The following is a 26,398-nucleotide window of genomic DNA, read 5'->3' as shown; positions in this document are numbered from 1 at the left end:
ATGATCGATGATCGCCATTGTCGCTCGGGGGCCGGACGGGGTCACCCCCGGTCGACGGCTTCCGCCAGGGCCGCCGGGGGGGCGCTACCAGGGCGTCTGCCCGGCCCTGCTCGAGGCGAACTTCCTCGAGCGCTACCGGCAGGGGCTGGCCCTGCACGAGGCCGAAGCCGTCCTGGCGGAGACGGCACGCGAGATCGAGCGGGCGGAGCGCCGGCTGTACGACGAGGACACCGACGCCGAGCAGCGCCAGCGCCTGCACCAGGAGTTGCGCCGGCTATACCAGGACTACCGGCTGCGCCAGCGCGAACTGCTGCGCCTGGAGCGCCGCCTCGGCGATGCGGCCTGGGCCTCCCCCTGACGCCGGGCTCAGAGGACGCCGCCCCGCGCCTGGCGCACGTTGCGGGCGATTTCCTCCAGGTGTGTCTCCCAGGAGCCGCAACACCCGCCCCAGATATCGACATGCGGGTAGCGACGGGCCAGGTCGCCCATCAGGCGGCCCAGCTCGGGCGGATCGCCCTCCTCCAGGTGGCCGAGCTTGCACAGGGCGATCTTGTCCATCCGGGCGGCATTGGGGCGCAGGCTGCGCAGCCGCCGGATCCAGTCGCCGGGCTCGAGGGCCGGCTCGAACTCCAGGGGATGAGAGCAGTTGATGCCGTAGCCATCCGGGGCCGCCGCGCCGGCCTCGGCGTCCACCGTCTCGATCGCCTCGCGCAGGCTCGGCCCGGAGGCCAGCCGGCCCCGGCCGTCCAGGGTGAAGGACAGGTTCAGCGGCAGGCCGGCACCGGCCGCGGCGCGGGCGACGCCGACCGCCTCGGGCACGTTGTTGAAGGTCGCCGCCCAGACGCCGTCGACGCGGGCCGCCGCCAGGGTCTCGAGCTGGACGCCATGATAGTCCTCGGCCTCGGTGGCGGTGATGGCCTCGCCGCGGCCATAGGCATCGCCCCGCGGCCCCACCACGCCCAGCACCAGCACGGCGGGCAGTCGCGCCCGGAAGGGCGCCGCGGCCTCGCGCAGGAAGTCGATCGCCCTGTGCTGCATCTCGGCCAGCCCCGCCCGGGAGTAGCCCAGCCGTTCGGCCCAGTCGGGGCTGGCCCGATAGTCGAGGCCGCCCATCATCACGGCCAGGCCATGACGCTCGGCGACCTCCAGGTAGCGCCGGTACATGCCGTGCAGGTCGGCGACGGCCGCCGGATCGTCGAGCAGCGGGTAGATCGCGAAATGCGGCAGTTCATGGCCGAACTTGTACATGAGCTCGGTTTCCGTCCCGCCCTCGGTGAGATACGCCGTGCCCTCCGGGCGACGGGGAAACGTCAACATGACCGTGTCCTCCCGGCCGGCCGCCGGCGCGGCCGGCCCGTCTCGAAGTTCCCCTTCAGCATGGCAGCCTGCGCCGGGCCCTGCCGTTGCTCTATCATGGACGGATCGCGACCGCACGGAGCCCGCCTTGGCCATCGACCTGCTCTACAACGTCTTGATCTTCCTCGGCGCCGCGGTGCTGATCGTGCCCCTGATCAAGCGCCTGGGGCTCGGCGAGGTGCTCGGCTACCTGGTCGCCGGGGTGGTCATCGGCCCCTCGGCGCTGGGCCTGGTGCCCGACGCCGAGGCGGTGCTGCAGTTCTCCCAGGTGGGGATCGTCTTCCTGCTGTTCGTCATCGGCCTGGAGCTCAAGCCCGCCCGCCTGAAGCTGATGCGCAAGGCGGTGTTCGGCTTCGGCAGCCTGCAGGTGGCCCTCACCACCGTCCTGCTCGGCGGCCTGGCCCTGGCCGCGGGGCTATCCCCCGCCGCGGCCCTGGTGGTGGGCTTCAGCCTGGGGCTGTGCTCCACGCCCCTGGTCCTGCAACTGCTCGGCGAGCGCGGCGAGCTGGGCGCTCGCCACGGCCGCTATGCCTTCGCCCTGCTGCTGTTCCAGGACCTGGCGGCGATCCCGGTGCTCGCCGCCATGCCCCTGCTGGCCGGCCAGGGGTGGCTCGCCGAGGGCTGGGGCCCCCTGCTGCGCGAGGCGCTGGTGGCCGTCGGCGCCTTCGTCGGGCTGATCGTCGGCGGCCGCTACCTGCTGCGCCCGCTGTTCCGCTATGCCGCGGCGACCCGCAGCCGCGAGGTCTTCGCCGGCACCGCCCTGCTGGTGGTGATCGGCGCGGCCCTGGTGATGGCGCTGGCCGGGCTGTCCATGGCGCTGGGCGCCTTCATCGCCGGGGTGCTGCTGGCCGACTCGGAGTACCGCCACAGCATCGAGGCCGATATCGAGCCCTTCCGCGGCCTGCTGCTCGGGCTGTTCTTCATGGCGGTGGGCATGACCGCGCAGATCGGCCTGCTGGCCGAGACACCGGGGACGATCCTCGGGCTCACCGCCGCCCTGCTGGCGGCCAAGTGGCTCGCCATGATGGCGGCGGCGCGAGCCTACGGCACCGGCTGGCGGGTGGCGCTGAACCTCGGCGCGCTGCTCTCCCAGGGCGGCGAGTTCGGCTTCGTGCTGCTCACCGCGGCCGGCGCCGCCGCCCTGCTCGACGCCAAGCTGGTCGGGCTGCTGGTGCTGGTGGTGTCGCTGTCCATGGCCGCCACCCCGGTGCTCTTCCTGCTGCATGCCCGGCTGGTGCGGCCGCTGTTCAAGGCCGGCAAGCGCCGGCGGGACTTCGACCGCCTTCCGGAGACCGCGCCGCAGATCATCATCGCCGGCTTCGGACGCTTCGGGCAGATCATGGGCCGCGCCCTCCAGGGGCTGAAGATTCCCTACACGGTGCTCGACATCAATGCCGACCACGTCGAGTTCGTGCGCCGCTACGGCAACGAGGTCTACTTCGGCGACGCCTCGCGGCTCGACCTGCTCCAGGCCGCCGGCGCCGACCGGGCGCGGGTGCTGGTGGTGGCGGTGGGCGACATCGACGCCTCGATGCGCATCGTCCACCGGGTGCGGCGTCGCTTTCCCCACCTGCGCCTCTACGCCCGGGCCCGCAACCGCTACCACGCCCAGCTGCTGATGCGCGCCGGGGTCACCCACCTGATCCGCGAGCTGCTGCCGGCGAGCCTGGAGCTGACCCGGGAGGTGCTGGTGGGGCTCGGCATCCCCCGGGAGCAGGCCCAGCACACCGTGGACACCTTCCGCCCCCACGACGAGCAGGCGCTGCGCCGCCAGCTCGAGGCCTTCGGCAACGAGAAGCAGCAGCTGCAGACCCTCCAGGACGCGGCCCGGGAGCTCGAGGCGCTCTACGAGGAGGACGAGGAGATCGTCACCCGGATCCAGCCGCCCCGCTGAGCGCTCAGCGGTGGCGGGTGTCGAAGGCCACGCTACGCACCAGGGCCACCACCGCCATGCCCGGCCGCAGCCCCAGCTCGTCCCGGGACTTGCGAGTCAGCCGGGCGCGCAGCACCTGGCGGCCGAGGCGCAGGCGCACCTCCACCGCGGCGCGCCCCGGCGCGGGCGGCCCGATCTCCTCGATCACCGCCCGCAGCCGATTGCGGTAGCTGGTGGCGCCGGGGTCGTCCAGCGCCAGCGCCACCTCGCGCACCGGGATGCGCAGCCGCAGGCGGGTGCCGGGGGCGGCCTCCACCCCCGGCAGGGTCAGGGCCTGGCCGTCGTCGAGGCGCAGCCGGGTCAGGGCGTAGTCCGGCTCGTGGGCGTCGACCTCCGCCGTCACCAGGGAGGCGGCATCGAAGCCGCCCAGCCGGTCGGTGAGGTCGAAGCGCTGCAGCAGCGCCTCCAGGGGACCGTCGGCCAGCACCCGGCCCCGCTCCAGCAGCACCAGGTGATCGGCGATGGCGGCCAGCTCGTCGGGGTCATGGCTGACGTAGACGATGGGGATGTCGATGTCGCCGGCCAGCCGCGCGATGTAGTCCAGCAGCTCCTGCTTGCGGGCGCCGTCCAGGCCGGTGAGCGGCTCGTCCATCAGCAGCAGCCGCGGGTCGCTGAGCAGCGCGCGGCCGATCGCCACCCGCCGGGCCTCGCCCCCGGACAGGGTCGCCGGGAAGCGGTCCAGCAGCGCCTCGATGCCCAGCAGCGCGACGATGGCGTCGAAGCGGTCGCGCCCGGACCCGCGCATGCCGTAGGTCAGGTTGCCGCGCACGCGATAGTGGGGAAACAGCCGCGCCTCCTGGAAGACCACCCCCAGGCGCCGGCGGTGCGGCGGCACCCAGAGGCCGCGGCCGGTATCCACCAGCGTCTCCTCGCCGAGCCCCAGGCGGCCCCGGTCCGGGCGGTCCAGGCCGGCGATCAGCCGCAGCAGGCTGGTCTTGCCGCTGCCGGAGGCGCCGAACAGGGCGGTGACCCCGCTGGCGGGCAGCGTCAGCGAGGCGCTCAGCGAGAAGTCCCCCAGGCGCTTGTCCAGCGCCAGGGACAGGGCGGGGCGCCGGGTCGGCGGCGCGGCATGGGCGGCGGTGACGTGCTGCATGGCGTGGCGTCTCCCTCAGCCGTCGCGGTGGCGCAGCCGGCGCCGCGCCTGGCGGGCCAGCCACTCCGAGACCACCAGCGAGATCATGGCGATGGCCACCGACAGGGTGCACAGCCGCGCGGCGGCGCCCTCCTGGCCGGGGGTCTGGATCAGGGTGTAGAGCGCCAGCGGCAGGGTCCGCGTCTCGCCGGGAATGTTGGCGGCGAAGGTGATGGTGGCGCCGAACTCCGAGAGGGCCCGGGCGAAGGCCAGCAGGGTGCCGGTCAGCAGGCCGGGCAGCGCCAGCGGCAGGGTGATGGTGAACAGCACCCGCCAGCGCCCCGCGCCCAGGGTGCTGGCCGCCGCCTCCAGGTCGGCGTCCACCGTCTCCAGCGACAGGCGCACGGCGCGCACCAGCAACGGAAAGGCCATGACCCCGCCGGCCACCGCCGCGCCCTGCCAGGTGAAGGGCAGGGTGACGCCGAACCACTGGTCGAGCCACTGCCCCAGCCAGCCGCGCCGGCCCAGCGCGACCAGCAGCAGGTAGCCGACCACCACCGGCGGCAGCACCAGCGGCAGGTGCAGCACGCCGTCGAGCAGCGCCTTGCCCCGGAAATCGCGGCGCGCCATCAGCCAGGCCACGGCGATGCCGGGTACCAGGATCCAGGCCACGGCGGTCCCCGCCACGCGCAGGCTGATCAGGATGGCGTCGAGCTCGGCCTCGCTCAGCATCATTCGCGGCTCGCCGGCAGGGTGACGGTGAAGCCGTGCTCGACGAAGATCGCCCGCGCCGCCTCGCCGTCCAGCCAGTCGCGGAAGGCCCGGGCGGCCTCGCCGGCGGGCGGGTCGATCAGCGCCACCGGATAGCGGATCGGCGGGTGGCTGTCCGCCGGGAAGGTCCCCAGGCGATGCACGGCGTCGCTGGCCAGGGCGTCGGTGCGGTAGACGATGCCCAGCGGGGCCTCGCCCCGGGCGACCAGCGCCAGGGCCGCGCGCACGTTGTCGGCCCGAGCCAGCCGCGGCGCCAGGGCCTGCCACTCGCCGAGGGCGCGCAGCGCCTGGCGGGCATAGAGGCCGGCCGGCACATGGTCGGGGTCGCCCACCGCCAGGCGCTCGCCGTCGGCCAACAGCGCGCTCAGCGGGGTGCCCTCGCCGGGCGTGACGGGCGCCGACACCGCCGACGGGGCGGCGATCAACTCCAGGCGGTTGTAGAGCAGGTCGTCGCGGGCCGCCAGGGCCACCCCCTGCTCCGCCAGCCAGTCCATCCAGCGCGCGTTGGCGGAGAGGTAGAGATCGGCCGGCGCGCCCCGGGCGATCTGGCGCGCCGCCGTCGACGAGGCGGCATAGACCGGCACGACGTCGACGTCGTGGGCGCGCTCGTAGCGGGCGATGGCGGCGTTCAGGGCATCGGTGAGCGAGGCCGCGGCGAAGACCCGCACGGTGGGCTCGGCCTGGGCGGGGGCCGCGGCCCCGAATAGCAGCAGGATCAGGGCGGCGGCCAGCCGGGCCCGGCCCCGGCGCGGCGGCGTGACATGGTGCATGCGAGGATCGTCGTCTCCTTGAGTACAGCGCTGACACTACAGCGGCGCCCCGACCCGCGGCAAGCGAGGGCGCGGGCAATAGCTGACCGAATGGTCAGGATATGCCCGCCGGCGTCCGCCGGCAACTCAGCGCGCCGGCGGCCACCAGTCGGGCAGCAGCGCCCGGTTCTCGGGGCGGGCGAAGCGGTCGTCCATCAGCACCACCACGCCGCGGTCCTCGGGGCCGCGGATCACCCGGCCGGCGGCCTGCACCACCTTGATCATCCCCGGCACCCGGTAGGCGTAGTCGTGGCCGCGGCCGAAGCGGGCCTCGAGCCGCGCCTTGAGCGCCTCGTGGAAGGGATCGAAGGGCGGCAGCCCCAGGGTGGCGACCACGGCGCCGACCAGCCGCTCGCCGGGCAGGTCGATGCCCTCGGCGAAGGCCCCGCCGAGCACCGCGAAGGCTATGCCGCTCTCGCCGGGCACGAAGCCGGCCAGGAAGGCCTCGCGCTCGGCCTCGTCCATGCCGCGCCGCTGGGCGCGCACCGGGATCTCCGGCCAGGCCTCGCGGAACCGCGCCAGCGCCGCCTCCAGGTAGGCGAAGCTGCTGAAGAAGGCCAGATAGTGGCCCGGGCGGCGCCGGTACTGGCCGGCCAGCTCGGCGACGATGGGCGAAAGCGAGGCCTCCCGGTCGCGCAGCCGGGTGGAGACGTCGGCGCGGCAGCGCACCTCGAGCTGCTCGGCGGCGAAGGGCGCGGCCACCCGGCGGCTCACGGCGTCGTCGGGCAGGCCCAGCAGGTCGCGATGATAGCCCGCCGGGCTGAGGGTCGCCGAGAACAGCACCGCGCAGCGGGCGGCGGCGAAGCGCGGCGCCAGGAAGTCCGCCGGCACCAGGTTGCGGATCGCAAGGCTCGCCCGACCGCGGCCGGGGCGACGCAGCTCGCACAGCGAGTGCTCGCCGAAGCGTTCCGCCAGCCGGGCGAAGGCCAGGGCCTCGAAGAGGAACTCCTGGAGCGCGGGATCGACGCCGGCGGGATGCTCGCCCAAGTAGTCGGTGATCGCCGCCACCGCCTGCTGCGCCGCGCCGAGCAGCCCTTCGGGCGGGGCCTCGAGGGCCTGCCAGTCCCGCTCGTCGGCCTCCCGGAGCAGCGCCTGCCAGCGCCGCGCCAGGCGCCCCAGGGGCCGCGACAGGGCCGGCGGCGCACCCCGCCGCAGCCGGTTCAGCCGCCGCTGGTCGAGTTCGGCGCTGTACATGCCCCGGGCGCGATCGACCAGGTTGTGGGCCTCGTCCACCAACACGCCCAGCCGGATGCCGTCGGCCCGGGCCAGGCCGTGGATCAGGGCGCCGTCGTCGAAGTAGTGGTTGACGTCGCCCACCAGGACGTCGGCCCAGCGCGCCAGCTCCTGGCCCAGGTAGTAGGGGCAGACCGCGTGGTCCAGGGCCACCTCGCGCAGGGCGGCGCGATCCAGCCAGCCGCGGGCCACGGCGGCGCGGCGGGCCCCCGGCAGCCGGTCGTAGAAGCCCGCGGCCAGCGGGCAGGCCTCGCCGTGGCAGGCCCGGTCCGGGTGCTCGCAGGCCTTGTCCCGGGCCACCAGCTCCAGCACCCGCAAAGGCAGGCGCTCGGCGCCCCCGGTCGCGCCCAGGTCCGACAGGGCGTCCAGGGCCAGGCGCCGGCCCGGCGTCTTCATGGTCAGGAAGGCCAGGCGGTCGAGGCCCTGGCGGGGCATGGCGACGAGCAGCGGATAGAGCACACCCAGCGTCTTGCCGATGCCGGTGGGCGCCTCGGCCAGCAGGCAGCGGCCGGTGGCGGCGGCCCGGTAGGCGTCCTCGGCCAGGGCCCGCTGGCCGGGGCGGAAGTCGTCGTGGGGGAAGGCCAGCGCGCCGAGCGCCGCGTCACGGGCGCCGCGATGCGCGGCCTCCTGCTCGGCCCAGGCCGCGTAGGCGCGGCAGTGGGCCGCCAGGCGCGACCAGAGTGCATCGGCGCAGGCCTCGCGGGTCAGCACGGTCTCGCGGCCGGTGGCCACGTCCAGGTAGACCAGCGCCAGGGTCAGGGTCTCGAGCCCGCGGTCGGCGCACAACAGGGCGCCGTAGGCCTCCGCCTGAGCCCAGTGCAGGGCGCGCTGGTTGGCGGCCATGCGCTCCAGGCTGCCGCGATGGGTCTTGATCTCCTCCAGGCGGTTGGCCTCCGGGTCGTAGCCGTCGGCGCGGCCGCTCACCGTCAGGCCCTCGAGGCGGGCCGACAACGCCACCTCGGCCTCATAGCCCTGGCCCCGCCGCGCCCGGACCCGGGCATGGCCCTCGATGCCCTCCCGGGCGCTGGGCGCCGGGGTGAAGCGGTGATCCAGGTCGCCTTCCCGGGCGGTGAACTCGCACAGCGCCCGCACCGCGACCCGCGAGCCCGCCGCCGCGCTCACGATGCCGCCCAGCGCACGTGGCAGACCGCCGCCGGGATGTCGTGCGCTCGGAAGCAGGCCAGCCAGCGGCGCTGGTTGTCCTGCAGCCGGTCCCCGGGGGCCTTGACCTCGATCAGCCGGTAGCCCCCGCCGGGGAGGAACTGGATCAGGTCCGGCAGGCCGGCGCGGTTGACGCGGGGCGCCTCGAGCAGCCGCGCGAAGCAGGCCCGCAGGTGGGCCGGCGGGATGGCGGCCAGGGCGCGCTCCAGCAGCGTCTCGTCCAGCGCCTCCCAGTGCACGAAGGGCGAGGCCAGGCCCCGCTTGGTCCGCCAGCGCTCGCGGATGGTGGTCCGGTAGCGGCCGTCGTCGAGTTCGGCCAGACGGGCATCGAAGCGCGCCCGGCGCCGGGCCACGAAGTCCTCGCGGCCGAGGTCCGCCGGGCCGGCGTGGAAGGGATGGAAGAAGGCGCCGGGCAGCGGCGCGAAGATGACGTCCCAGCACAAAAGCCCGAACAGCCCGGCGATCAGCGCGTTCTCCACGTAGTGCACCGGCGCCGCCGGGGTGCTCAGGTGCTCGGCCACGGCCCGCTCCACGCCGTTCGCGGCGGGCGTCAGGACCAGCTCGAGCCGCTCGGGGGCCGGCTCCGGCGCCCGCGGCGGGGCCTCCAGGCCCAGCTTGCGGCACAGCCGCGGCCGCAGCCGGTCCAGGGCCTGGCGCTCGGCGTCGTCCACCGGCGGGGCCGCCTCGAGCTCGCGCAGGGCGCGGCGATAGGCGCCGAGGCGCTCGAGCAGGCGCAGCCGCCGGACCCGGGCCTCGCCGAGCCCGGCCTCCGCGTAACAGGCCAGGGCGGCATCGGCCTCGTCGCGGCGTTCGGCCTCGCGGCCCAGGCCAACCAGCAGCCGGGCCCGGCGGGCGGCCAGCCAGGCGTTGTCGGGCGCCGGCGGCACCTCGGCGGCCAGCGCGACGGGGCAGGCGCCGTCGTCGAGGCGCTCGCGCAGCCGGTGCAGGGCCAGGTAGGCATCGACCTCGTCCCGCCGCCGGAAGGCCCGGGAGTCGTCGCTGAAGGGTACCGTCTCGAAGCGCTGCCGGCCCAGCTCGGCGAGCACGAACTCGGCCCAGTCCTGGCGCAGGTTGCCGAAGAACATCAGCCGCAGCCGATCACAGAGGTCCATGCAGGTCAGGCGCACCAGGCGGTCCGGGGCCTCGGGCCACCACTCGCAGAGCCGCCGGGGGACGAGCGCCCGGGCGGCCAGGGCCTCGTGCAAGGCGTCCTTGGACGCCCGCGCGGGCAGGCCCGTCGCGGCGATCTCGCCGGCCAGGGCCCGGCGCAGCTCGGGCAGGCGCAGCTGGCGACACAGCTCGTCGAGGGACACCGCGGGCGCGTCCTCGACCCAGCCGGCCTCGATCAGCGGGCCGAGCGCGGCCTCGACGTCGCCGATCTCGTCATAGGCCAGGCGGGAGGTGCGGAAGTGCTCGCCCTTGCGCATCACCATGCGCGCCAGCAGCGCCCGGGACGGCTCGGGCAGGGTCGGGAAGTCGGCGAGGAAGGCCCGCTCCCGGCCATCGAGCAGGTCGGCGTGGCGCGCGGCGACCCAGTCCAGCAGCGACCGGAAGTTGGCCAGGTAGTAGCGAGGGTCGTCCAGGGGGGCGGTGAGCGCGGCGGCGGACGTGGCACTGTTCATGCATCCATGGTATCAGCCCGCCGCCGCGGGCGTCAGAGGCCTGGCTCGCCGGCCAGCCAGCGCAATTGCCGGGCCGCCGGCACCGCCCGGCAGCCGCTGGTGTCCTGCCCCGCCCACAGCGGCGAGAAGTCGCTGCTGCCGGCGGCCTCGGCGGCAGCCCGCAGCGGGGCGAGCGCCGCCGTGGCCAGCGGGAAGGCCGGCACCCCCTCGCCCATGGGCCCGAGCTCGCGCATCAGCCGGGTGACCAGGCCCCGCGCCGGGCGCCCGCTGTAGAGGTCGGTGAGCGCGGTGTGACGGGCCTCGCCCGACAGCAGGGCGCGGCGATGCCCCTCGCCGATGGTGCTCTCGGGACAGCCCAGGAAGGCCGTGCCCACCTGCACCGCCGCGGCGCCCAGGGCCCGGGCCGCGGCCACGCTGCGAGGGCCGGCGATGCCTCCGGCGGCGATCACCGGCACCGCCACCGCCTCGCGCACCTGGGGCACCAGCGCCAGGGTGCCGACCTGGGTGGTCATGTCGTCGTGGAGGAAGCTGCCGCGGTGGCCGCCGGCCTCCAGGCCCTGGGCGATGATCGCATCCGCGCCATGGGCCTCCAGCCAGCGCGCCTCCTCGACGGTGGTCGCGCTCGACAGCACCCGGGCGCCCCAGGCCTTGACCCGATCCAGCAGCGCCGGGGCCGGCAGGCCGAAGTGGAAGCTCACCACCGTCGGCCGATGGACCTCCAGCACCTCGCAGGCGGCGGCGTCGAAGGGGCGTCGCCCGGCGCCGGAGGCCGGCTCGGGAGGCGTCACCCCGTACTCCGCGTAATAGGGCGCCAACCGCGCCTGCCAGCGCGCCAGGGCCTCGGGATCCGGGGGCGGCGCCTCATGGCAGAAGGCGTTGACGTTGAGGGGTCGCGCGCTGCGCGCGCGATACTCGCCCAGGGCGGCGTCCAAGGCCTGCGGGTCGAGCATCGCCGCCGGCAGGGCGCCGAGCCCGCCGGCCTCGGAGACGGCGGCGGCCAGCTCGACGCCCTGGGCGCCGGCCATGGGGGCCTGGAGGATCGGCCAGGCGAGGCCGAGGTCGTCGATCCATGACATCCGATGACTCCTGTGCGGTGGGAAAGGCCGCCGGCGTTCAGCCGCCCAGCGGCCCGTGGGTGATCGCCGACAGCGCGGGGTTGACCTCGAGGACCTGCGCCTCGATACCCTCGACGCCCAGGTCGGCGAGGCGGGCGGCGTGCTTGTCGAGGTAGGCCCTTGCGCTGGCCGCGTCGTCGAACAGGTAGACGCCGCCGGCCTGATGGCGCTCCGGGGCCTCGGTCCACAGCTTCCAGCGCAGCCCGGGCTCGTCGTTGATGTCGTGGGCCAGCGGCGCCAGCGACTCGGCTATGGCCTCGCCGAAGGGGCCGGGAAAGGGGAAGACGATCTGCAGCAGGGCCGGCATGGGGGCCTCCGATGACAAGGGCGAAGGCCCCAGCATAGCGCCTGCGACGACGGGGGACACTCAGCCGCGGTCGGCGGGCGGCCGCAGGGTCATGGTCTCGCCGCGGATCTGGATGTCGAAGCGCCCGAGGAAGCTCATGCCCAGCAGCACCATGTCGTCGGCGAGCCCGGGGCCGATGGAGCCCCGCACGTCCCGGGCCGTGAAGCCGCCCAGGCTGACCGTCTCGAGGGTGGTGAGCGCCCCGCGCACCCGGCCGTTGGCGGTGGAGAACCAGGCCTCCCCCTGGCGCGCGAGGCCGAGGCGCCGGGCCAGGGCCTCGGGCACGGCCACATAGGTGGCGCCGGTGTCGAGCAGCATCGGCACCGGCCGGCCGTTGAGCCGGCCCGTGGCCACGAAGTGGCCGGCGGCGTTGCGCTGCAGGGTGATCGCCTCGCCGTCCACGGCGTCGACCAGGTGCGCATTGGGGTTGGCCCGCTCCTCGAGCAGGCCCTGGAGCCACCAGGTGCCGAGGCCGATGAACAGCACCCAGAAGGCCAGCATCATGCCCAGCCCGGCGCGCCTGGCGCCACCGCGTTGCGTGGTCATGCCCCGTCCTCGTCGCCGTCGCCTGTGGCCATCATGGCAGCGAACGCCCGCGGGCGCCTCAGTCGGCGACCTGGCCCGCGGTGGCGACCGCGCCCGGCGCCTCGGCCCTGGCCAGGTCCATGCCCACCAGGATGGCCAGCGAGATCAGCACATAGGCGGCGAAGCGTTTCCAGGCCCGGATCATGTGTGCCACCCCATGGCGTCAGGGCCGATGGAATGAGCGGACTCCCGGCGGCCGCGATCGCCCGCCGGGGCGACGAAGAGGGAATTCAGCGTTTGCATGGCGTGTTCTTGTGACCTTGGGTGAGCCCCTAGCATACCAGAGCCCGATGGCCCGCCCGAGGCGGCTCGGGATCACTGGCCATTGCGGGTCTCCCACTCTCTCGCTGCCTGCATGCCGCGCGCCTGGTCGACGCCCAGGCAGATCAGGATGGCGACGACGAACAGGCCCGCGCACAGCAGGATCGAGGCCTGGAGCCCCACCACCGACTGCAGCAGCCCCAGGCCGACGATGCCCACCACGCCGGCGAGCTTGTTGGCCAGCCCCCAGAAGCCGAAGAACTCGGCGGCCTTGCGGGTCGGCGAGAAGAGCCCCACCAGGGCGCGGCTGGCGGACTGGCTCGAGCCCAGGCTGAGCCCCGCCAGGCAGCCCACCACCAGGAAGAGGTGCTGGGCCTGCCAGTCGAGTCCGAGCGCGGCGTTGAGCCCTTCGGTGAGGGCGGGGGTGGCCCAGATGGCCAGGATCGCCGCCACCCACAGGGCCAGGGTGATCAGGTAGGTGCGCCTGGTGCCGATGCGATCCTGGATGGCTCCGAAGCCCAGCGCCCCGGCGGCGGCGGTGATCTGCACGATGATGAACATCAGGTTGCGCACCGAGGCGTCCCAGCCGATCACCTGGGCGCCGTAGATGAAGGCGAAGGCGATGATGATGTAGACGCCGGCCATGGAGAACAGCAGGGAGACCAGGAAGGTGGCCAGGTCGCGGAAGCGCCGGAGCTCGTGGAGGGTGGTCGAGACCCGCCGCCAGGCGATCTCCCGGTAGGGGCGGCCCGGCGGCTGGGGGGTGCCGCGCTCCCGGACCCACAGGAAGGTGGGGATGGCGGTGACCAGGAAGAAGCCGGCGGCGAAGGGCCCCACCCAGCGGATGCGCTCGAAGTTCTCGGCGCTGGCCTCGCCCAGCACCACCAGGGTGAAGCCGGCGGCACACAGGCCGCCGACATAGCCCAGCGCCCAGCCGAAGCCGGAGATGCGGCCCAGCGCCTCCGGCGGGCCCAGGTCCGGCAGGAAGGCGGCGATGAAGGACTCGCCCATGGAGTAGGCGTAGTTGGACACCACGATCAGGACGAGGCCCAGCCAGACGTAGCCGGGGGCCACGAAGTAGAGCAGCGCCGTGGTGGCCACGGTGGCCAGGTAGCTGACGAAGAGGAAGGCCTTCTTGGCGGCCCGGTAGTCCATCACCGCCCCGCACAGGGGACCGGTGATCACCACCAGCAGGTAGCTCACCGCCAGCGCCAGGCTCCACAGGAAGTTGGCGAGCCGGTAGTCGTCGCCGCGGTCGCCGACGATCACCGTGGTGAACAGCTCGCCGAACACCACGGTGATGATCAGCAGGGTATAGGCCTGGTTGGCGAAGTCGAACATCGCCCAGCCCAGGATCTCCTTGCGCGAGGCCCAGGGCCTGGCGGGCGCGTCGGCGGTGGTCACGCTCATGGCGGGGCATCCCTGTCGAGAAAGGGGCCAAGATAGCAGTCGCGGTGCTCACCGGCCATTGAGGGACGAGGGACGAGGGACGAGGGACAGCCATCAGGCCGGGGAAACGCCCCGGCCGCAAGGCGAGGCGCTGCCGCCTGGTATGGTACTTCCTCTACGCCCCGTCACCGAGGCCTCTCGGTGACAGGTGCTACACCAGATCCCGGGGAATCGTCTCGTCCCAGGTGCGGGCGAAGATGCGGGTTTCGCCCTCCCAGGCGTCCAGGGTGGCGCGCAGCCGGAAGTTCTCGGCGTCGCCGGTCATCAGGGTGCGGGTCAGGGTGCGCACCTCCCAGTCGCCGCGGCGGAAGCTGCGCTCCCATTCGGTCCAGCCGCTGAGGCTGTCGTAGCTGCCGTAGGAATAGCTGTAGCGCTCGGTGACCCGGGCCGCGATCTCCATGTCGATCTCGTCGAGGCGGTAGCGGCCCTCGTCGTTGATCACCTCCAGGGTCGTCTTGTCGTTGGCCAGGTCGCGGATCACCCGCCAGCTCTCCTGGGTCGGCTGGATCAGGGTCTTGGCGATCGGCGGCGCGCCCTCCGGCTCGGCGAAGGCCGGCAGGGCCGCCTCCTCGTCGGGGCGCGGCGCCCGCGTGGGCAATATCAGCCGACAGCGGGCGGGACACAGCGTCAGCGTGACCGGCCGCGGGGCGGGCCAGGCCAGCGGCCAGTAGCTGGTGGAGATCGCCAGGCGGATGGCATGGCCGGCGGGAAACTGCTGGGCGATATGCTTGAGCGCCACCCGGACCCGATAGCGTCGGCCGGGCTCCAGGGGCTCGGGACGCTCGTCGCTGTCCCGGTGGGTGAGGTTCAGCAGGCCGTAGGAGACCCGGGTGGCCTTGTCGTCGGCGGCGACGTCGATCAGCCGCAGGGCCACCATGGCCACCGGCTGGTCGGCCTCGAGCTCCAGTTCGGCCATCGGCTGACCGCAGATCTCCAGCGCCTGCTCGAGCCGCGGCGTCTGGAAGACCAGCGCGCCGCCGTCCTCGTCGCGCTGGTCGTGGGGCAGGTCGGGCGGGGCGTTGTAGGAGCACCACTTGCCGGCGTAGAGCCCCACCGAGAGCGGCGAGCGCAGGGTCAGCACCGCCGGGTCGTCATCGCCCTCGGCCTCCGGCAGCAGGTCGTGGCCCACCGTCAGCCGGAAGGAGGCCGGCACGATATTGGCCGAGGGCCACGCCGGCTCGGCCACCCAGCGCCCCGGGCGCACCTCGTAACGGGCCGAGGGTGGCACCGATTCCTGCATCCACACCCGCAGCATGGGCTCGTCCATGATTCCGGTGTCCTGGCCCTTGAGCCAGTGATCCCACCAGCGCAGCGAGTCCTGCAGGAAGCCGATGGCCGGCCCGGGTACGCCCAGGTGCGGGTACTTGTGGGCCCAGGGCCCGACCAGCCCCTTGCGCGGCACCGTCAGGCCGGCCAGCAGGCGGAAGACGGCGTTGCAGTAGCCGTCGGCCCAGCCGCTGATGGCGTAGACCGGGCAGCGGATGGCGGCGAAGTCCTCGCAGACCGAGCCGTGCTTCCAGTAGTCGTCGCGGCGCTGGTGCTCGAGCCATTGGGCCAGCCACAGGCCGCTGCCGTCGAGGCGCTCGAGCCACATCTCGCGCCAGCGTTCCCCGACCAGCTCGGGATCCGGCGGGCAGGCGTTGCCGTCGAACATGGTCGAGGCCCAGGACAGGTTGTCCCCCAGCAGGCAGCCGCCCATGTGGTGGATGTCGTCGGCGTAGCGGTCGTCGGTGGAGCACAGGGTGATCACCGCCTTGAGCGCCGGCGGCGCCAGGGCGGCGATCTGCAGGCCGTTGAAGCCGCCCCAGGAGATGCCCACCATGCCCACCTCGCCGCTGCACCAGGGCTGCTCGGTCAGCCACTCGATGATCGCCACGCCGTCGGCGAGTTCCTCGGGCAGGTACTCGTCGGTGAGCACGCCGTCGGACTCGCCGGTGCCGCGGATGTCGACGCGTACCCCGGCATAGCCGTGCCCGGCCCAGTAGGGATGGCTCTGCACGTCCCGGGCGGCGGTCAGGTCGCGCTTGCGATACGGCAGGTACTCGAGGATCGCCGGCACTGGGTGCGCCTCGGCGTCCTCCGGCCGCCAGATCCGCGCCGCCAGGCGGGTACCGTCGGCCATGGGGATCCAGGTCTCCTCCTCCATGACCCGGCGGGGCAACGTCTCGACGATACGCATCCGCGTCCTCCTCGTTCAGCCCTCGATCTCGTCGAACTCGAAGGTGAGCCTGGCGATCAGGCGGTCATAGTCCTCGAGCAGGCGTTCCGGCGAGGCGGCGCCCATCCAGATATAGGCCAGGGCATAGCTGTAGCTGTCCTGCTCGGGCAGGGTCGACAACCGCTGCCCGGGTTCCACCTGCAGGGCGATCACGGTCCCGGGGAAGTCCGACTCCAGGGCGGCCACCTCCTCGTCGCTCGGCACCCGGGTGACCACGGCGTCGGTGAAGAAGACGCGGTGGAAGAACTTGGCCGCCACCGCGTAGTCGCCCTGGCGGTGGGGCATGGCGGGCCGCTGGCCGAGCGCCAGGTCGATGGTGACCTGCTGATTGCTGACGCCGTCGACCTTCTCGAAGAGATCGCAATGGGACTGGGAGATGCGGGTGTTGATCTCCAGCAGCCAGATGCGGTCCTGGGCCTCGTCCCAGAAGTACTCGATGTTGAAGGCCGAGTCGTCGAAGCCGATGTGGCGCATCACCCGGCCGGTGAGCTCGCGCATGGTGGCCTGGACGGGGTCGGGCAGGCCGGAGGGATAGCGGTAATGGAAGAAGCTCAGCACCTGGGGATAGCGCAGCGAGTCGACGATGCCGTAGCTGACCACCTCGCCGTCGTGAACATAGCCTTCCACGGTGCACTGCCAGCCGCCGATGATCTCCTCGGCCATGCAGAAGTGGCCGTCCACGGCGGCGATCTCGTCGGGCAGCCGGGCGTGCTCGAGCACGGTGTTGAAGGGGTCGGCGATCAGGCCGATGTCGTCGCGCAGCCGCTCGATGGCGTGATAGAAGTCCTCGGGGGTGTCGATGCGAAAGCCCAGCCGGGAACCGGAGGACTTGATCGGCTTGACGAAGAAGGGGAAGTAGAGCCCGGCCTCGCCGATGCGGATCAGGGCGTCGTCGTCGAAGGGATCGAAGGCGGTGAAGGTGGGGATATGAGCGGGGATGACCTCCTTCTGCACCTGCCGACTCCAGTACTTGTGCTCGCACTTGAGCAGGCTCTCCAGCGACGGGGAGCGGGTGTCGAAGCGGTCGCAGAGGATCGGCAGCATGGTGGAGACCGGGAAGTCCATGTAGCCGACGATGGCATCCACGCGGCCGTCGAAGGCTTCCAGGGCCTCGGTGGCCTCCTCCAGCATGGCCGAAATGTCGAAGACCTCGGTGTCGTAGACCGCCGCCGGGGCGATGAGGCCGTGGAAGCGATACGCCTCGGCACCCTTCAGGGTCTCGAGTCGCTGCCGGTTGAAGTCGTTGAGCCCAACCACGAAGACATTGCGTGCGTTGCCGTTCACGATCGCCCCCTGCGGATTCCCGCCTCCGGGAGCGTCGCGGGCCCGTCCCGAACGTCTCCCCGGCGACACCGTCGCCTTCTTGGCAGCATAGTCCAGGCGGAGGCCGGCGGCGCCCCGGCGGACCGGGACGCCGCGCGCCGGGCTCACTGGCCGCGGGCGCTGTCCTCGATGGCCTTCAGGGCGTCCTGCAGGTCCTGGAACAGCGCCTGGGTGTGCGCCACCACCTCGCCGATGTCCTTCGCCGAACTCGAGGCGCGCTCCGCCAGCTCGCGCACCTCGCCGGCCACCACCGAGAAGCTGCGCCCCGCCTCGCCGGCCCGCGCCGCCTCGATGGAGGCGTTCAGGGACAGCAGGTTGGTACGCATGGCGATGGCCTCGATGTCCTCGGCGAAGCGGGTGACCCGCTGGTTGGCCTCGGCGAACTGCTCGGTGCGCTTGACCATGTTCTCGCGGTGGGCCACCTCGTCGGCGGCATCGCGCAGGAAGGCGGTGTAGACGATGGCGTCGTCGAGCCGGATGCGGGCCAGGGACAGGCTGGCCCAGCCGGAGCTGCCGTCCTTGCGCACCACCTCCACCTCGCGGGTCTTGCCGACCAGGCGGTCCTCGCCGGTGTCGCGGTTGCGCTGCACGTAGGCGTCGTGGTGATCGCGGATGGCGTGGGGCACCAGCATCTTGACGTTCTCGCCCAGCACCTCGTCGCGGCCGTAGCCCCACAGCCGCTCGGCGGCGCCGTTGAAGAAGGTCACCCGGTTGTGTTCGTCGATGGTCACCACGGCGTTGATGGCCTGCTCCAGGGTGCTCTCCATCAGCGCCCGTACCTTGCGCTGCTCGGTGATGTCGCGCACGAAGGCGGTGTAGCCCTGGCGCCCCTCGACCACGAAGCGCGAAAGCGCCAGGTTGACCCAGCGCATCTCGCCGTCGAAGCGCACCAGCTGGACGTCGCGGCTGGTGCCGACGATGCGATCGTCGCCGTGGCGACGGTGGCGGTCGACGTAACCGTCGTGATGGGCGCGGATGGCCTCGGGCACCAGGCGGTTGACGTTCTCCCCCAGCACGTCTTCCCGCCGACAGCCCCAGAGGCGCTCGGCGGCGCCGTTGAAGAAGGTCACCCGGTTGTGCTCGTCGATGCTGACCACCGCGTCCAGGCACTGCTCCAGGGCCTGGCGCGGCCCCAGCGCCGCCTCGCGGCTGGCGGTGATGTCGCGGACCACGGCGGCATAGCCCTCGCCGCCATCCAGCGCCACCCGCGACAGGGCGATGCTCACCCAGCGCCTGCCGCCGTCGGGACGCTCGAGCTGGACCTCGCGATGGCGGCCCACCTGGACGTCATGGCCGGTGCTGCGATGGGTCTGGACATGGTCGTGGTGCGCCTCTCGCAGCAGCTCCGGCACCAACCGATCCACCGGCTGGCCGATCACCGCTTCCCGGGACAGCCCCCAGAGCGCCTCCGCCGCCGCGTTGAAGCGCACCACCCGGTCGTCGGCGTCGACCACCACCATGCCGTCCACGGCCGTCTCCATGGCCGCCTCGGCGAGCCCGTCCGTCGCCCCGTCCTCCAGCACCGAGGCCCCCTCCACTTCCCTGCGCGTCCCTGGCTGCAGCCATTTCCGATAGTTCAGTTGCATGCGCATCCCCCGCATCGTCGCTTGTTGTTCGTCGTAGGCACCGGGCGAGCCTCACGGGGCTCGCCTCGTGGTATGTCCTACCCTAGTCATTGATCGTCAGGAGTAACGTTTAATTAAGATTAACGGCTGTCACGGGGGGCAACGGGGAACTCGACAGCCGCGGCGCGACCTCAGGCAGAACAGGCGGGCGGGAGACGAGGATGCGAGAGCGCGACGATGTCATCGAGCGGTTCAAGGCCAGCCTCGACGACTGGAATGCCGAGATCGAACGGCTCGGCGAGGCGATGCGACGGGCCGGAGCGCGGACGCAGGCGCGGCATGCGGAGGACCTGGCACGGTTGAAACGCCGCCGCGACGAGGCACGCCGGCGGCTCGAGGCGCGGCTGGCGGCCGGCGAAGAGGCGCGGGACGACCTGCGCCAGGGGGGCGAGGCGGCCTGGGCCCGGCTGCGACGGGCCCTCCGGGACGCCGCCTCGCGCTTCGAATGAGCGTCGCCCGGCTCAGCCGTCGGGACCGTCGCCCCGAGCCTCGCCGCCGCGATCGAGGCGCTCGATGGCCGCCTGACCCCGATGGGACAGGGTCTCCAGGCGCTCGATCTGCTCGCCCAGCCGCGGCAGGGCCTCGCGACGGTAGCTCGCCAGGTCGTCCACCGCCGCCATGACGTCGGCGAAGGCGCCTTCCAGCGCCTTCATGTCGAGGTTGGCCGAGGCGGCCCGGGTCTGGATGTCCACGCCCTGCTGGCGCAGCGCCCGAGCGGTGCCGGCGATGGTCTCGCTGGTGGCGGCGTTGAGCGATTCGATGCGGTCGAGCACCAGCCGCTGGTTGGCCAGCGCCAGCGCCACCGTGGCCGCCACGCTCAAGGCCGAGACGGTGACGTTGATGGCGCGATCCACCCCGCGCATCAGCTCGCGGTTGTTGCGAATGATCACCTCGAGGGCCAGCACGCCCTGCTGGCAGACCGCCTGCTGCTGCTGGAGGTCGAGGATGCGCTGGCGCAGTGGGAACAGCAGCTCCTCCTCGACGAAGCGGCGCCGCGATTCGTCGGCGATGTCCGCCAGGGCCGCGCTCAGGCGGTCATCGATCAGCCGCCCCAGCGCCACCTGGCGCGCCAGCTGCTCCAGGGTGGCGCGCATGGCCTCCTGGTCGTCGGAGAGGGTGAGGTTGTCCCGATCCAGCATGTCGCGGCCGCCCTGGAGATCGGCGATGATCGCCTCCAGCGCCTGCTGGGCGGTCTCGAAGCGGTGGAAGTAGCGCTGCAGCCGACTGCTGGTGCCCGGCAGCAGGCGCAGCACCCGATCCATCGGCCCCGGGGTCAGCCGATGGTGCCGGGGATCCAGGGCCTCCATGCGGCCGCGCAGCTCGACCAGCGCCTTGGCCACCGGCCCGCCCTCCTCGCCGTGCCGGGCCAGCTTGCGCAGCGGCGTCTTGAGCATCTCGCTCTGTCGCGCCGCCTGCTGCTGGAGCTCGAGGCCCATCTCGTCCACCGCCCGGCGCTGCCGGTCGGCCGCGCCCTCCCCCTCGGCCTCCAGGGTCTCGGCGACGAAGCGCTCGGCCATGGCGGCGAGCTCGGCATCCGCCTCGGCATGCTCGGGGGCATCGGCCGCCGGCCGCTCCAGCTCTTCGGCGATGCGTTCCACCGGCGGCAGCGACAGCGGGTCGCCGCGGCCGGTGTCGGGGGCGTCACTCATGGGGCTCTCCCTCCTCATGCTTGCAGTCTATCGCGTCTCGCGGCCATAGCGCCCGGCGCCATCGATGAAGCGGCGCAGCTCCTCGCAGGCCTGGTCGGCCCCGACCCGGGCCCGGGGTCGGTCGGTGACGATCCGCGACAGGGCCACGCTGGTGTCGTCCAGCGCCGTCAACGCCGCCTCGTTGCGTGCGGCCAGCCGGCGCAGCGAGCGCTCGGTGTCCTCGATCAGCGCCAGCCGGCGGCGCAGGGCGCTGGTCTCGTTGGCGCTGAGCCGGTCGGCCTCCTGGCCCAGCCGGCGGCGGATGAATTCCACGTCCAGCCCCTGCACGCCGCGCGCCTGGGAGGCCATGGCGGTGAAGGTGTCCACCGCGCCGTAACAGACCTCCTCAACCAGGGAGCGGGCCCGCTCGTGGGCCAGCTCGGTGGCGTCGAAGCGCGAGCCGAGCACCTCCAGCACGTGCCGGTAGCGGCTGTAGAGGCGATCGACCTGGGCGGCATGGTCGTCGCGCCCGACCTCGACCAACGCCTGCTTGGCGCGGCACAGGGCCTGCACCACCTCGTCGGCATCGGCCGGCGGCGCCGCCGGGTCGAGCTCGCTGACGCCGGCCTCCCGGGACGCCTCGGCGCGCCGGCGATCGGCCTCCGCCTGCAGCATGGCCTCGAGGCGGCGCTTGTGGCGCCGCGCCCGGAAGCGTCGCCAGCGCCGCTCCAGGGGGATCTCCACGGCGATCCCGGCGAGCCCGGCCAGCCAGCCGGCGAGGCTGGGGTCGAAGCCGCCCCACAGCGAGGTCAGCCACATCAGCAGGCTGAGAAAGGGCGCCAGGAAGGCATAGCGCACCACCGCCTGCCAGCGGGTGGGATGCTCGGAGGGCACCGCCAGGCGGGGGCTGGCCAGGCCGACCAGGCACCAGGGCAGGCAGGTCAGGAACAGGCCGTAGGCCGCTCCCTGCAGGAATCCCAGCATGGCGTCGTCCTTCTCCTCCCATGGCCACGGCGATCGCTAATGCCCCCATGATGAGGCCAGCGGGCACTTCCCGCCACCCCGGCACGGCCGCCGGCCATGGTATGCTGGCGGCATCCCGCTACCGGATTCGTCCGCCGAGGCCGCCCGACGTGATCGCACCCGACTCCCTCGCCACCGCCGACAGCCAGGCCTGGCACCAGCACCTGGCCCGACTGATCCGCAGCGCCGGCGGCACCGGTTTTCCGGGCCTGCTGGAACAGACCCTGCAGGCCCTGTGCGGGTTCGATACCATCCTGATCAATACCTACAAGGGCCAGCATCGGCCGCTGCTGATCCACGACAACTACCCGCCATCGCGGCGGGAGCAGGGGATCGAGCGCTACCTGAGCGAGGCCTACCTGCTGGATCCCTTCTTCAAGGCCGTCCACGACGGCCTCGACGGCGGCGCCTACCGCCTGCGCGAGCTGGCCCCGGATCGCTTCGAGAGCAGCGACTACTACCACCACTACTATCGCGCCCTGGGGCTCGCCGATGAGGTCGGGCTCTTCGCCCGGGTCGACGCCGACGTGGTGATGGTGGTATCGCTGGGCTTCACGGACCAGGGCCCGCGTCTGACCCGCCGGACCCTGCAGGCCCTGCGCCATGCGAGCCCGGTGCTCGAGGCGCTGCTGGGCGAATACTGGAAATGGCAGGGGCACAGGTTCCAGGCCAGCCTCGAGGAGCACGAGCCGGTGGAGGCCGCCTTCGACAGCTTCGGCCAGGAGACCCTGACCCAGCGCGAACGGGAGATCGTCCGGCTGCTGCTGGCCGGGCACTCCACCAAGTCGGCGGCCCGGGAGCTGGACATCAGCGACGGCACCGTCAAGGTGCACCGCAAGCACATCTACCAGCGCCTCGAGATCTCCAGCCAGTCCCAGCTGTTCCGCTTGTTTCTCGACCACGTGGCGCTGGTCTCCCGCCAGCAGACAGAACAGTAGGCGAGCCCCCCAGGGGGCTCGCTCGTTGTCGCGCTCATCTGCCAGCGACTACTCGGCGTCGGCCATCTGGGGCGCCAGCCGTCGCAGTCGGGCGTAGACGACGGCATAGAGGCACAACGCCGCCAGCGACCCGGCCGCCCCCAGCAGCATCACCGCGCCGTAGCCCAGCTCGCGAGCCAGCAGGAAGCCGGCGATCGCCGGGGCGGCGGTCTGGGCGACCCCCTGGGCGGCCGGCACCAGCGCCGCATAGCGGCCCGAGGCATCGATATGGCTCAGGGTGCCGAGCTGGAAGATGTCGGTGAACAGCCAGGCGATGCAGAAGCCGAAGGTGCCGATGACGAAGGTGGTCGCCGATATCTCCATGGCCAACAGCGCCAGCACCCCGGCCATGCCCACCAGTGCGGCCATCAGCACCCGCGACTGGCCGGCACGACGACTCAGCCAGACCGCCGCGACGCAGCCGGAGAGGGTGAAGACGTTGCCCAGGGTCAGCACGTTGGCGATGAAGGCATCCGTCAGCCCGGCGTCGACCCCGGCGCGCTCGATGAATGCCCAGAACGAGCCGATGGTGATATAGAAGCACGCTACCGCCAACAGGCAGCACCACGGTAGTAGACGCGGCAGGCGCGGCGCGGTATCCGCCCAGCGCTCGCCGGCCAGTTTCTCGGCGCCGGCCGGGGTGTGCGGATAGAGGGCGGGCAACACCGCCAGGCACAGCGCGAAGGCCACGCAGAAGGCCAGGAAGATGCCGTCGATGCCCCAGGCCCCGGTCAGGTGGGGAATGGTGTAGAGCTCGATGGCGTTGATCGCCACCAGGCCGAACATCATGATGCTGAAGTTGCGCCCGGTCCGGGTGGTGATGGCCAGGCAGGCGATGCCGGTGGAGTAGCAGATGCCGCCACCGAAACCCGCCAGCACGCGCATCGCCAGCAGCGACGAGTAGTCCTGATACTGGGTCGACAAGTAGTTGCCGGCGATCGCCACCAGGATGCCGAGCAGCGCCAGGTGGCGCCGATTGAGGCGCGACACCAGGACGGCGGTGGCCAGCGAGGCCAGGAACATGCCGCCCAGGTCCGCCGAGGCCAGCCAGCCCACCTGCTGCTCGTCGAAGTGCAGGAAGTCGGCCCATGCCCCGACCATCAACGGCATGCCCATGACCACGGCGTTGCCGACGAAGCTGATCGCCACGGCGGCGGCGATCGCCAGCGGATGGTCGACGCCAATGCGGGGGAGTCTCCGGGCCTCGCCCGGGACGGTGGTGGATTGCGTCATCGTGGATACCTCACTCGGTTGTTGGTTGTTGTCGAGTCGGTTTCCGGCCACGGGGCCCCACGGCTCCGCACGCGCGGGCGCCGGCGGCCCCATGGGCCGATTTTCGCTCTGGGGATGAGAGGTCCCGGCCCCTGGCTGCAGGCAGAGGGCCGGGCCTCCGGGCTTAGCCGCCGGTCGGCGTCGGGGCGGCGTACTGGGGCATGGTGATGCAGGCGACGTTGCCGCCGCCGAGCAGGATCTCGCGGGAACCCTCGATGCCGACGATGCGGTGACGGGGGAACAGCTCGGCCAGGGTGGCCTGGGCGACGCGATCGTTGGGGTCGCCGAACAGCGGCACCACGATCACCGAGTTGCCGGCGTAGTAGTTGATGTAGGAGGCGCAGATGCGGGTGCCGGCCTGGCGCAGGTGAGTGCCGTCGACCCGATCCAGGCCCTCGGCTTCCTCGGCCGTCCACTCCAGTGCCCGTGGCTGGGGCAGCTTGTGCACGGTGAGCTCGCGGCCGCGGGCGTCGCGGGTGCCGCGCAGCACCTCATAGGCTTCCTGGTAGATCTCCCACTGCGGGTCGTCGCGGTCGTCGGTCCACTGCAGCAGCACCTCGCCGGGGCGCACGAAGCAGGCCAGGTCGTCGATGTGGCCATCGGTCTCGTCGAACTTGCAGCCCCGGGGGAGCCAGATGACCCGCTCGGCGCCGAGGTAGTCCTCGAGGTGCCGGGTGACCGCGTCCTTGCCCAGGTGGCCATTGCGGTTACGGTTGAGCAGGCACTGCTCGGTGGTCAGCAGGGTGCCCTGGCCGTCGGACTGGATGCCGCCCATCTCGGCGATGAGCGGCGCCCGGTAGCGGTCCAGCCCCTCGATCTCGAGCACCTTCCGGGCGATCTGGTCGTCCTGGTCCCAGGGGAAGTAGAGGCCGCCGTCGAGGCCGCCGTAGGCGTTGAACTCGAGGTCCACGCCACGCACCTCGCCGGTGGCGTCGTTGACCACGAAGGCCGGCCCGCTGTCGCGGAACCAGCTGTCGTTGCAGGTCATCTCCACCACCCGCACCGAGGACGGCAGCAGGCGCCGGGCGTTGGCGAACTGGGCGGCCGAGGCGCAGACGGTGACCGGCTCGCTCTCGGCGATGGCGGCGGCGATCCCGACCCACACCCGCTGCGCCGGCTTGCCGCCGTTGCGCCACACGTCCGGGCGCTCCGGCCAGCCCAGCCAGCAGCCGGCCTTGGGTTCGAACTCGCCGGGCAGCCGGAAACCGTCGGTCTTGGGCAGGGAGGTCAGCAAGCGCGCCATGGAACACCTCGTTCTCGTGGTTGGGGTATTCCGATGCTAGGTGCGGCCTCTCGCGACGCACCAACGACGATTATTGCGCCACCCTTGAATGGAATTCAGGGGTCGCGAGACGCGCGACGCACCAGTCGATGAAGTGCGCGACCGCCGGCCGCTCGAGGCGCTGGCGGTCGCAGACCAGCGCGTACTGGCCGAGCGAGCCCACGCTGGCGGCGAAGGGGCGCACCAGCCGCCCTCGTGTCAGGTCCTCCGAGGCCGTCAGCGCATCGCCGAGCGCCACGCCCAGGCCATTGGCGGCGGCTTCCAGGGCCAGGCCGGCATGCTCGAAGTAGAGATTGCGCCCGGCCCGGGCGTCGCCGGCGTGGGTGGCCAGCCAGGCGGCCCAGGTGCCGCCGTCCTGGTCGTCGTGCAGCAGCCGGCAGCGGGCGAGGTCCTCGGGGCGGGTCAGGCCGCCCGCATTGAACAGCCCCGGGCTGCACACCGGGAAGAAGTGCAGCGGCGGCAGGGGGCGCACGAAGAGCTCGTGGGCATCCGCCGGCCCGGCGCCGTAGATGATCGCCAGATCGAGGTCGGGGCCGAGGCTCTGGACGTCGTAGGCCCGGGCATGCAGGTGCAGGTCGATATGCGGGTGCCGGCGGCAGAAGTCGTCCAGCCGGCCCACCAGCCACTTCTGGGCCAGCTCAGCGGGCACGGCCACCTGCAGCGTGGCCTGGGTGCCCGGGGCGGCGATCGCCTCGCAGGCCTCGCCGACCCGTTCGAAGGCCTGCTGCAGGCTGTGCAGCAGGCGCCGAGCCTGGGGCGTGGGCTGCATGTGACGCCCGCGGCGCACGAACAGCGTCGCCCCGAGCTGCTCCTCCAACTGGCGGACCTGGTGACTGACGGCGCTGTCGGTGACGCACAGCTCCGCCGCCGCGCGGCCGAAGTGGGCATGCCGAGCGGCGCACTCGAAGGTGCGCAGCGCGGTCAACGAGGGCAGACGACGCATGGCGGGAGCCTCCTCGGGCGCTCTATCGACGGGCCCGACAGGATACGCGATTCCCGCCCGCCGGGCGCGCCATCAAAAAGGCCGGCCCGAGGGCCGGCAAGCGACGTGGAAAGCGTTTCCCAATGGCACGTCGATGAAACCTGGGGGCGCCGCTGGCGGCGCCCTGACGGACGTGGGAGCCGCCCAGGACCGGAAGTCCTCGGCGCGATGGACGATAGCGCCGCCGACCACGCCGATCAGCGCCCGGGGATGGGCGGCCCCCACGGGACACGCGCACCACCCTCAGGGCGCCAGCGTCATCCACACGCTCTTCAGCTCGGAGTACTCCTCCAGGCTGTGGTGGGACTTGTCGCGGCCGTTGCCCGACTGCTTGACCCCGCCGAAGGGCACCGTC

24 protein-coding genes are annotated in these 26,398 nt (G+C 72.7%); 4 read left to right on the top strand and 20 right to left on the bottom strand.

Annotated elements, in window-relative coordinates:
- Positions 1 to 7 precede the first annotated feature (7 nt).
- A complete protein-coding gene (locus tag QC818_RS00120) occupies positions 8 to 358 on the top strand; it encodes a hypothetical protein (RefSeq protein WP_309650793.1) in 351 nt (116 codons plus the stop codon).
- A gap of 8 nt (positions 359 to 366) precedes the next feature.
- Here QC818_RS00120 and QC818_RS00115 read toward each other — a convergent pair whose 3' ends face one another.
- Positions 367 to 1,317 (bottom strand): homocysteine S-methyltransferase family protein, encoded by a 951-nt coding sequence (locus QC818_RS00115; protein ID WP_309650792.1) that lies wholly within the window; start codon positions 1,315 to 1,317, stop codon positions 367 to 369.
- A gap of 127 nt (positions 1,318 to 1,444) precedes the next feature.
- Here QC818_RS00115 and QC818_RS00110 point away from each other — a divergent pair, with 127 nt between their 5' ends.
- A complete protein-coding gene (locus QC818_RS00110) occupies positions 1,445 to 3,250 on the top strand; it encodes a monovalent cation:proton antiporter-2 (CPA2) family protein (protein ID WP_309650791.1) in 1,806 nt (601 codons plus the stop codon).
- Between the two features lie 4 nt (positions 3,251 to 3,254).
- On the opposite strand, the gene modC is transcribed toward QC818_RS00110, so the two are convergent.
- The 13 genes from modC to QC818_RS00045 all read right to left on the bottom strand — a co-directional run bounded on the left by modC (position 3,255) and on the right by QC818_RS00045 (position 18,846).
- Complete coding sequence (modC, locus tag QC818_RS00105; protein WP_309650790.1) at positions 3,255 to 4,382, bottom strand: molybdenum ABC transporter ATP-binding protein; 1,128 nt, start codon at positions 4,380 to 4,382, stop codon at positions 3,255 to 3,257.
- Positions 4,383 to 4,397: 15 nt separating this feature from the next.
- A complete protein-coding gene (gene modB / locus QC818_RS00100) occupies positions 4,398 to 5,093 on the bottom strand; it encodes a molybdate ABC transporter permease subunit (RefSeq protein ID WP_309651181.1) in 696 nt (231 codons plus the stop codon).
- Complete coding sequence (gene modA / locus QC818_RS00095) at positions 5,093 to 5,902, bottom strand: molybdate ABC transporter substrate-binding protein (RefSeq protein ID WP_309650789.1); 810 nt, start codon at positions 5,900 to 5,902, stop codon at positions 5,093 to 5,095. The genes modB and modA overlap by 1 nt, the downstream gene beginning before the upstream one ends.
- A 126-nt stretch (positions 5,903 to 6,028) precedes the next feature.
- Positions 6,029 to 8,296, bottom strand: a complete 2,268-nt coding sequence (locus tag QC818_RS00090) for an ATP-dependent DNA helicase (protein ID WP_309650788.1) — start codon at positions 8,294 to 8,296, stop codon at positions 6,029 to 6,031.
- On the bottom strand, positions 8,293 to 9,957 hold the full coding sequence (locus tag QC818_RS00085) for a VRR-NUC domain-containing protein (RefSeq protein WP_309650787.1): 1,665 nt from the start codon (positions 9,955 to 9,957) through the stop codon (positions 8,293 to 8,295). The genes QC818_RS00090 and QC818_RS00085 overlap by 4 nt, the downstream gene beginning before the upstream one ends.
- 32 nt (positions 9,958 to 9,989) lie before the next feature.
- Positions 9,990 to 11,033, bottom strand: a complete 1,044-nt coding sequence (locus tag QC818_RS00080; protein WP_309650786.1) for an NAD(P)H-dependent flavin oxidoreductase — start codon at positions 11,031 to 11,033, stop codon at positions 9,990 to 9,992.
- Positions 11,034 to 11,070: 37 nt separating this feature from the next.
- Entirely contained in the window at positions 11,071 to 11,379 is a 309-nt protein-coding gene (locus tag QC818_RS00075; protein ID WP_309650785.1) for a monooxygenase, read from the bottom strand.
- 60 nt (positions 11,380 to 11,439) lie between these two features.
- The gene (locus tag QC818_RS00070) at positions 11,440 to 11,964 is read right to left on the bottom strand and encodes a retropepsin-like aspartic protease family protein (protein ID WP_309650784.1); all 525 of its coding nucleotides are present in this window, start codon (positions 11,962 to 11,964) and stop codon (positions 11,440 to 11,442) included.
- A 58-nt stretch (positions 11,965 to 12,022) separates the two neighbouring features.
- A complete protein-coding gene (locus QC818_RS00065; protein ID WP_309650783.1) occupies positions 12,023 to 12,148 on the bottom strand; it encodes a hypothetical protein in 126 nt (41 codons plus the stop codon).
- Positions 12,149 to 12,318: 170 nt separating this feature from the next.
- Positions 12,319 to 13,674, bottom strand: a complete 1,356-nt coding sequence (locus tag QC818_RS00060) for an MFS transporter (protein WP_309650782.1) — start codon at positions 13,672 to 13,674, stop codon at positions 12,319 to 12,321.
- A gap of 190 nt (positions 13,675 to 13,864) precedes the next feature.
- Entirely contained in the window at positions 13,865 to 15,892 is a 2,028-nt protein-coding gene (locus QC818_RS00055; RefSeq protein ID WP_309650781.1) for a CocE/NonD family hydrolase, read from the bottom strand.
- A gap of 15 nt (positions 15,893 to 15,907) precedes the next feature.
- The gene (locus tag QC818_RS00050; protein WP_309650780.1) at positions 15,908 to 17,215 is read right to left on the bottom strand and encodes an ATP-grasp domain-containing protein; all 1,308 of its coding nucleotides are present in this window, start codon (positions 17,213 to 17,215) and stop codon (positions 15,908 to 15,910) included.
- A gap of 143 nt (positions 17,216 to 17,358) precedes the next feature.
- Positions 17,359 to 18,846: a PAS domain S-box protein gene (locus QC818_RS00045; RefSeq protein WP_309650779.1), complete on the bottom strand. Its 1,488-nt coding sequence runs from the start codon at positions 18,844 to 18,846 to the stop codon at positions 17,359 to 17,361.
- Positions 18,847 to 19,040: 194 nt separating this feature from the next.
- Between QC818_RS00045 and QC818_RS00040 the strand changes: the two genes are divergently transcribed.
- A complete protein-coding gene (locus QC818_RS00040; RefSeq protein WP_309650778.1) occupies positions 19,041 to 19,328 on the top strand; it encodes a sll1863 family stress response protein in 288 nt (95 codons plus the stop codon).
- A 12-nt stretch (positions 19,329 to 19,340) separates the two neighbouring features.
- On the opposite strand, the gene QC818_RS00035 is transcribed toward QC818_RS00040, so the two are convergent.
- Together QC818_RS00035 and QC818_RS00030 are read right to left on the bottom strand one after the other, a co-directional pair.
- A complete protein-coding gene (locus QC818_RS00035) occupies positions 19,341 to 20,528 on the bottom strand; it encodes a toxic anion resistance protein (protein ID WP_309650777.1) in 1,188 nt (395 codons plus the stop codon).
- A 27-nt stretch (positions 20,529 to 20,555) separates the two neighbouring features.
- On the bottom strand, positions 20,556 to 21,491 hold the full coding sequence (locus tag QC818_RS00030) for a cobyrinic acid a,c-diamide synthase (RefSeq protein ID WP_309650776.1): 936 nt from the start codon (positions 21,489 to 21,491) through the stop codon (positions 20,556 to 20,558).
- Between the two features lie 149 nt (positions 21,492 to 21,640).
- On the opposite strand from QC818_RS00030, the gene QC818_RS00025 reads away from it, so the two are divergent.
- Positions 21,641 to 22,468 (top strand): helix-turn-helix transcriptional regulator, encoded by an 828-nt coding sequence (locus QC818_RS00025; protein WP_309650775.1) that lies wholly within the window; start codon positions 21,641 to 21,643, stop codon positions 22,466 to 22,468.
- A 48-nt stretch (positions 22,469 to 22,516) separates the two neighbouring features.
- Here QC818_RS00025 and QC818_RS00020 read toward each other — a convergent pair whose 3' ends face one another.
- The 4 genes from QC818_RS00020 to QC818_RS00005 form a co-directional block, all read right to left on the bottom strand.
- The gene (locus QC818_RS00020) at positions 22,517 to 23,740 is read right to left on the bottom strand and encodes an MFS transporter (protein ID WP_309650774.1); all 1,224 of its coding nucleotides are present in this window, start codon (positions 23,738 to 23,740) and stop codon (positions 22,517 to 22,519) included.
- A 163-nt stretch (positions 23,741 to 23,903) separates the two neighbouring features.
- The gene (gene aguA / locus QC818_RS00015; RefSeq protein WP_309650773.1) at positions 23,904 to 25,022 is read right to left on the bottom strand and encodes an agmatine deiminase; all 1,119 of its coding nucleotides are present in this window, start codon (positions 25,020 to 25,022) and stop codon (positions 23,904 to 23,906) included.
- Positions 25,023 to 25,092: 70 nt separating this feature from the next.
- On the bottom strand, positions 25,093 to 26,004 hold the full coding sequence (locus tag QC818_RS00010) for a LysR substrate-binding domain-containing protein (protein WP_309650772.1): 912 nt from the start codon (positions 26,002 to 26,004) through the stop codon (positions 25,093 to 25,095).
- A gap of 282 nt (positions 26,005 to 26,286) precedes the next feature.
- Positions 26,287 to 26,398, bottom strand: a 112-nt coding sequence (locus QC818_RS00005; protein WP_309651180.1) for an aldehyde dehydrogenase family protein, incomplete at its 5' end; no start/stop codon positions are given.

Origin of the sequence: Halomonas koreensis, from assembly GCF_031451675.1 — a bacterium.
Classification (GTDB): Bacteria; Pseudomonadota; Gammaproteobacteria; order Pseudomonadales; family Halomonadaceae; genus Halomonas; species Halomonas koreensis.
The sequence above is the reverse complement of the archived record's forward strand: the minus strand, read 5'-3'. Positions and strand labels throughout refer to the sequence as shown.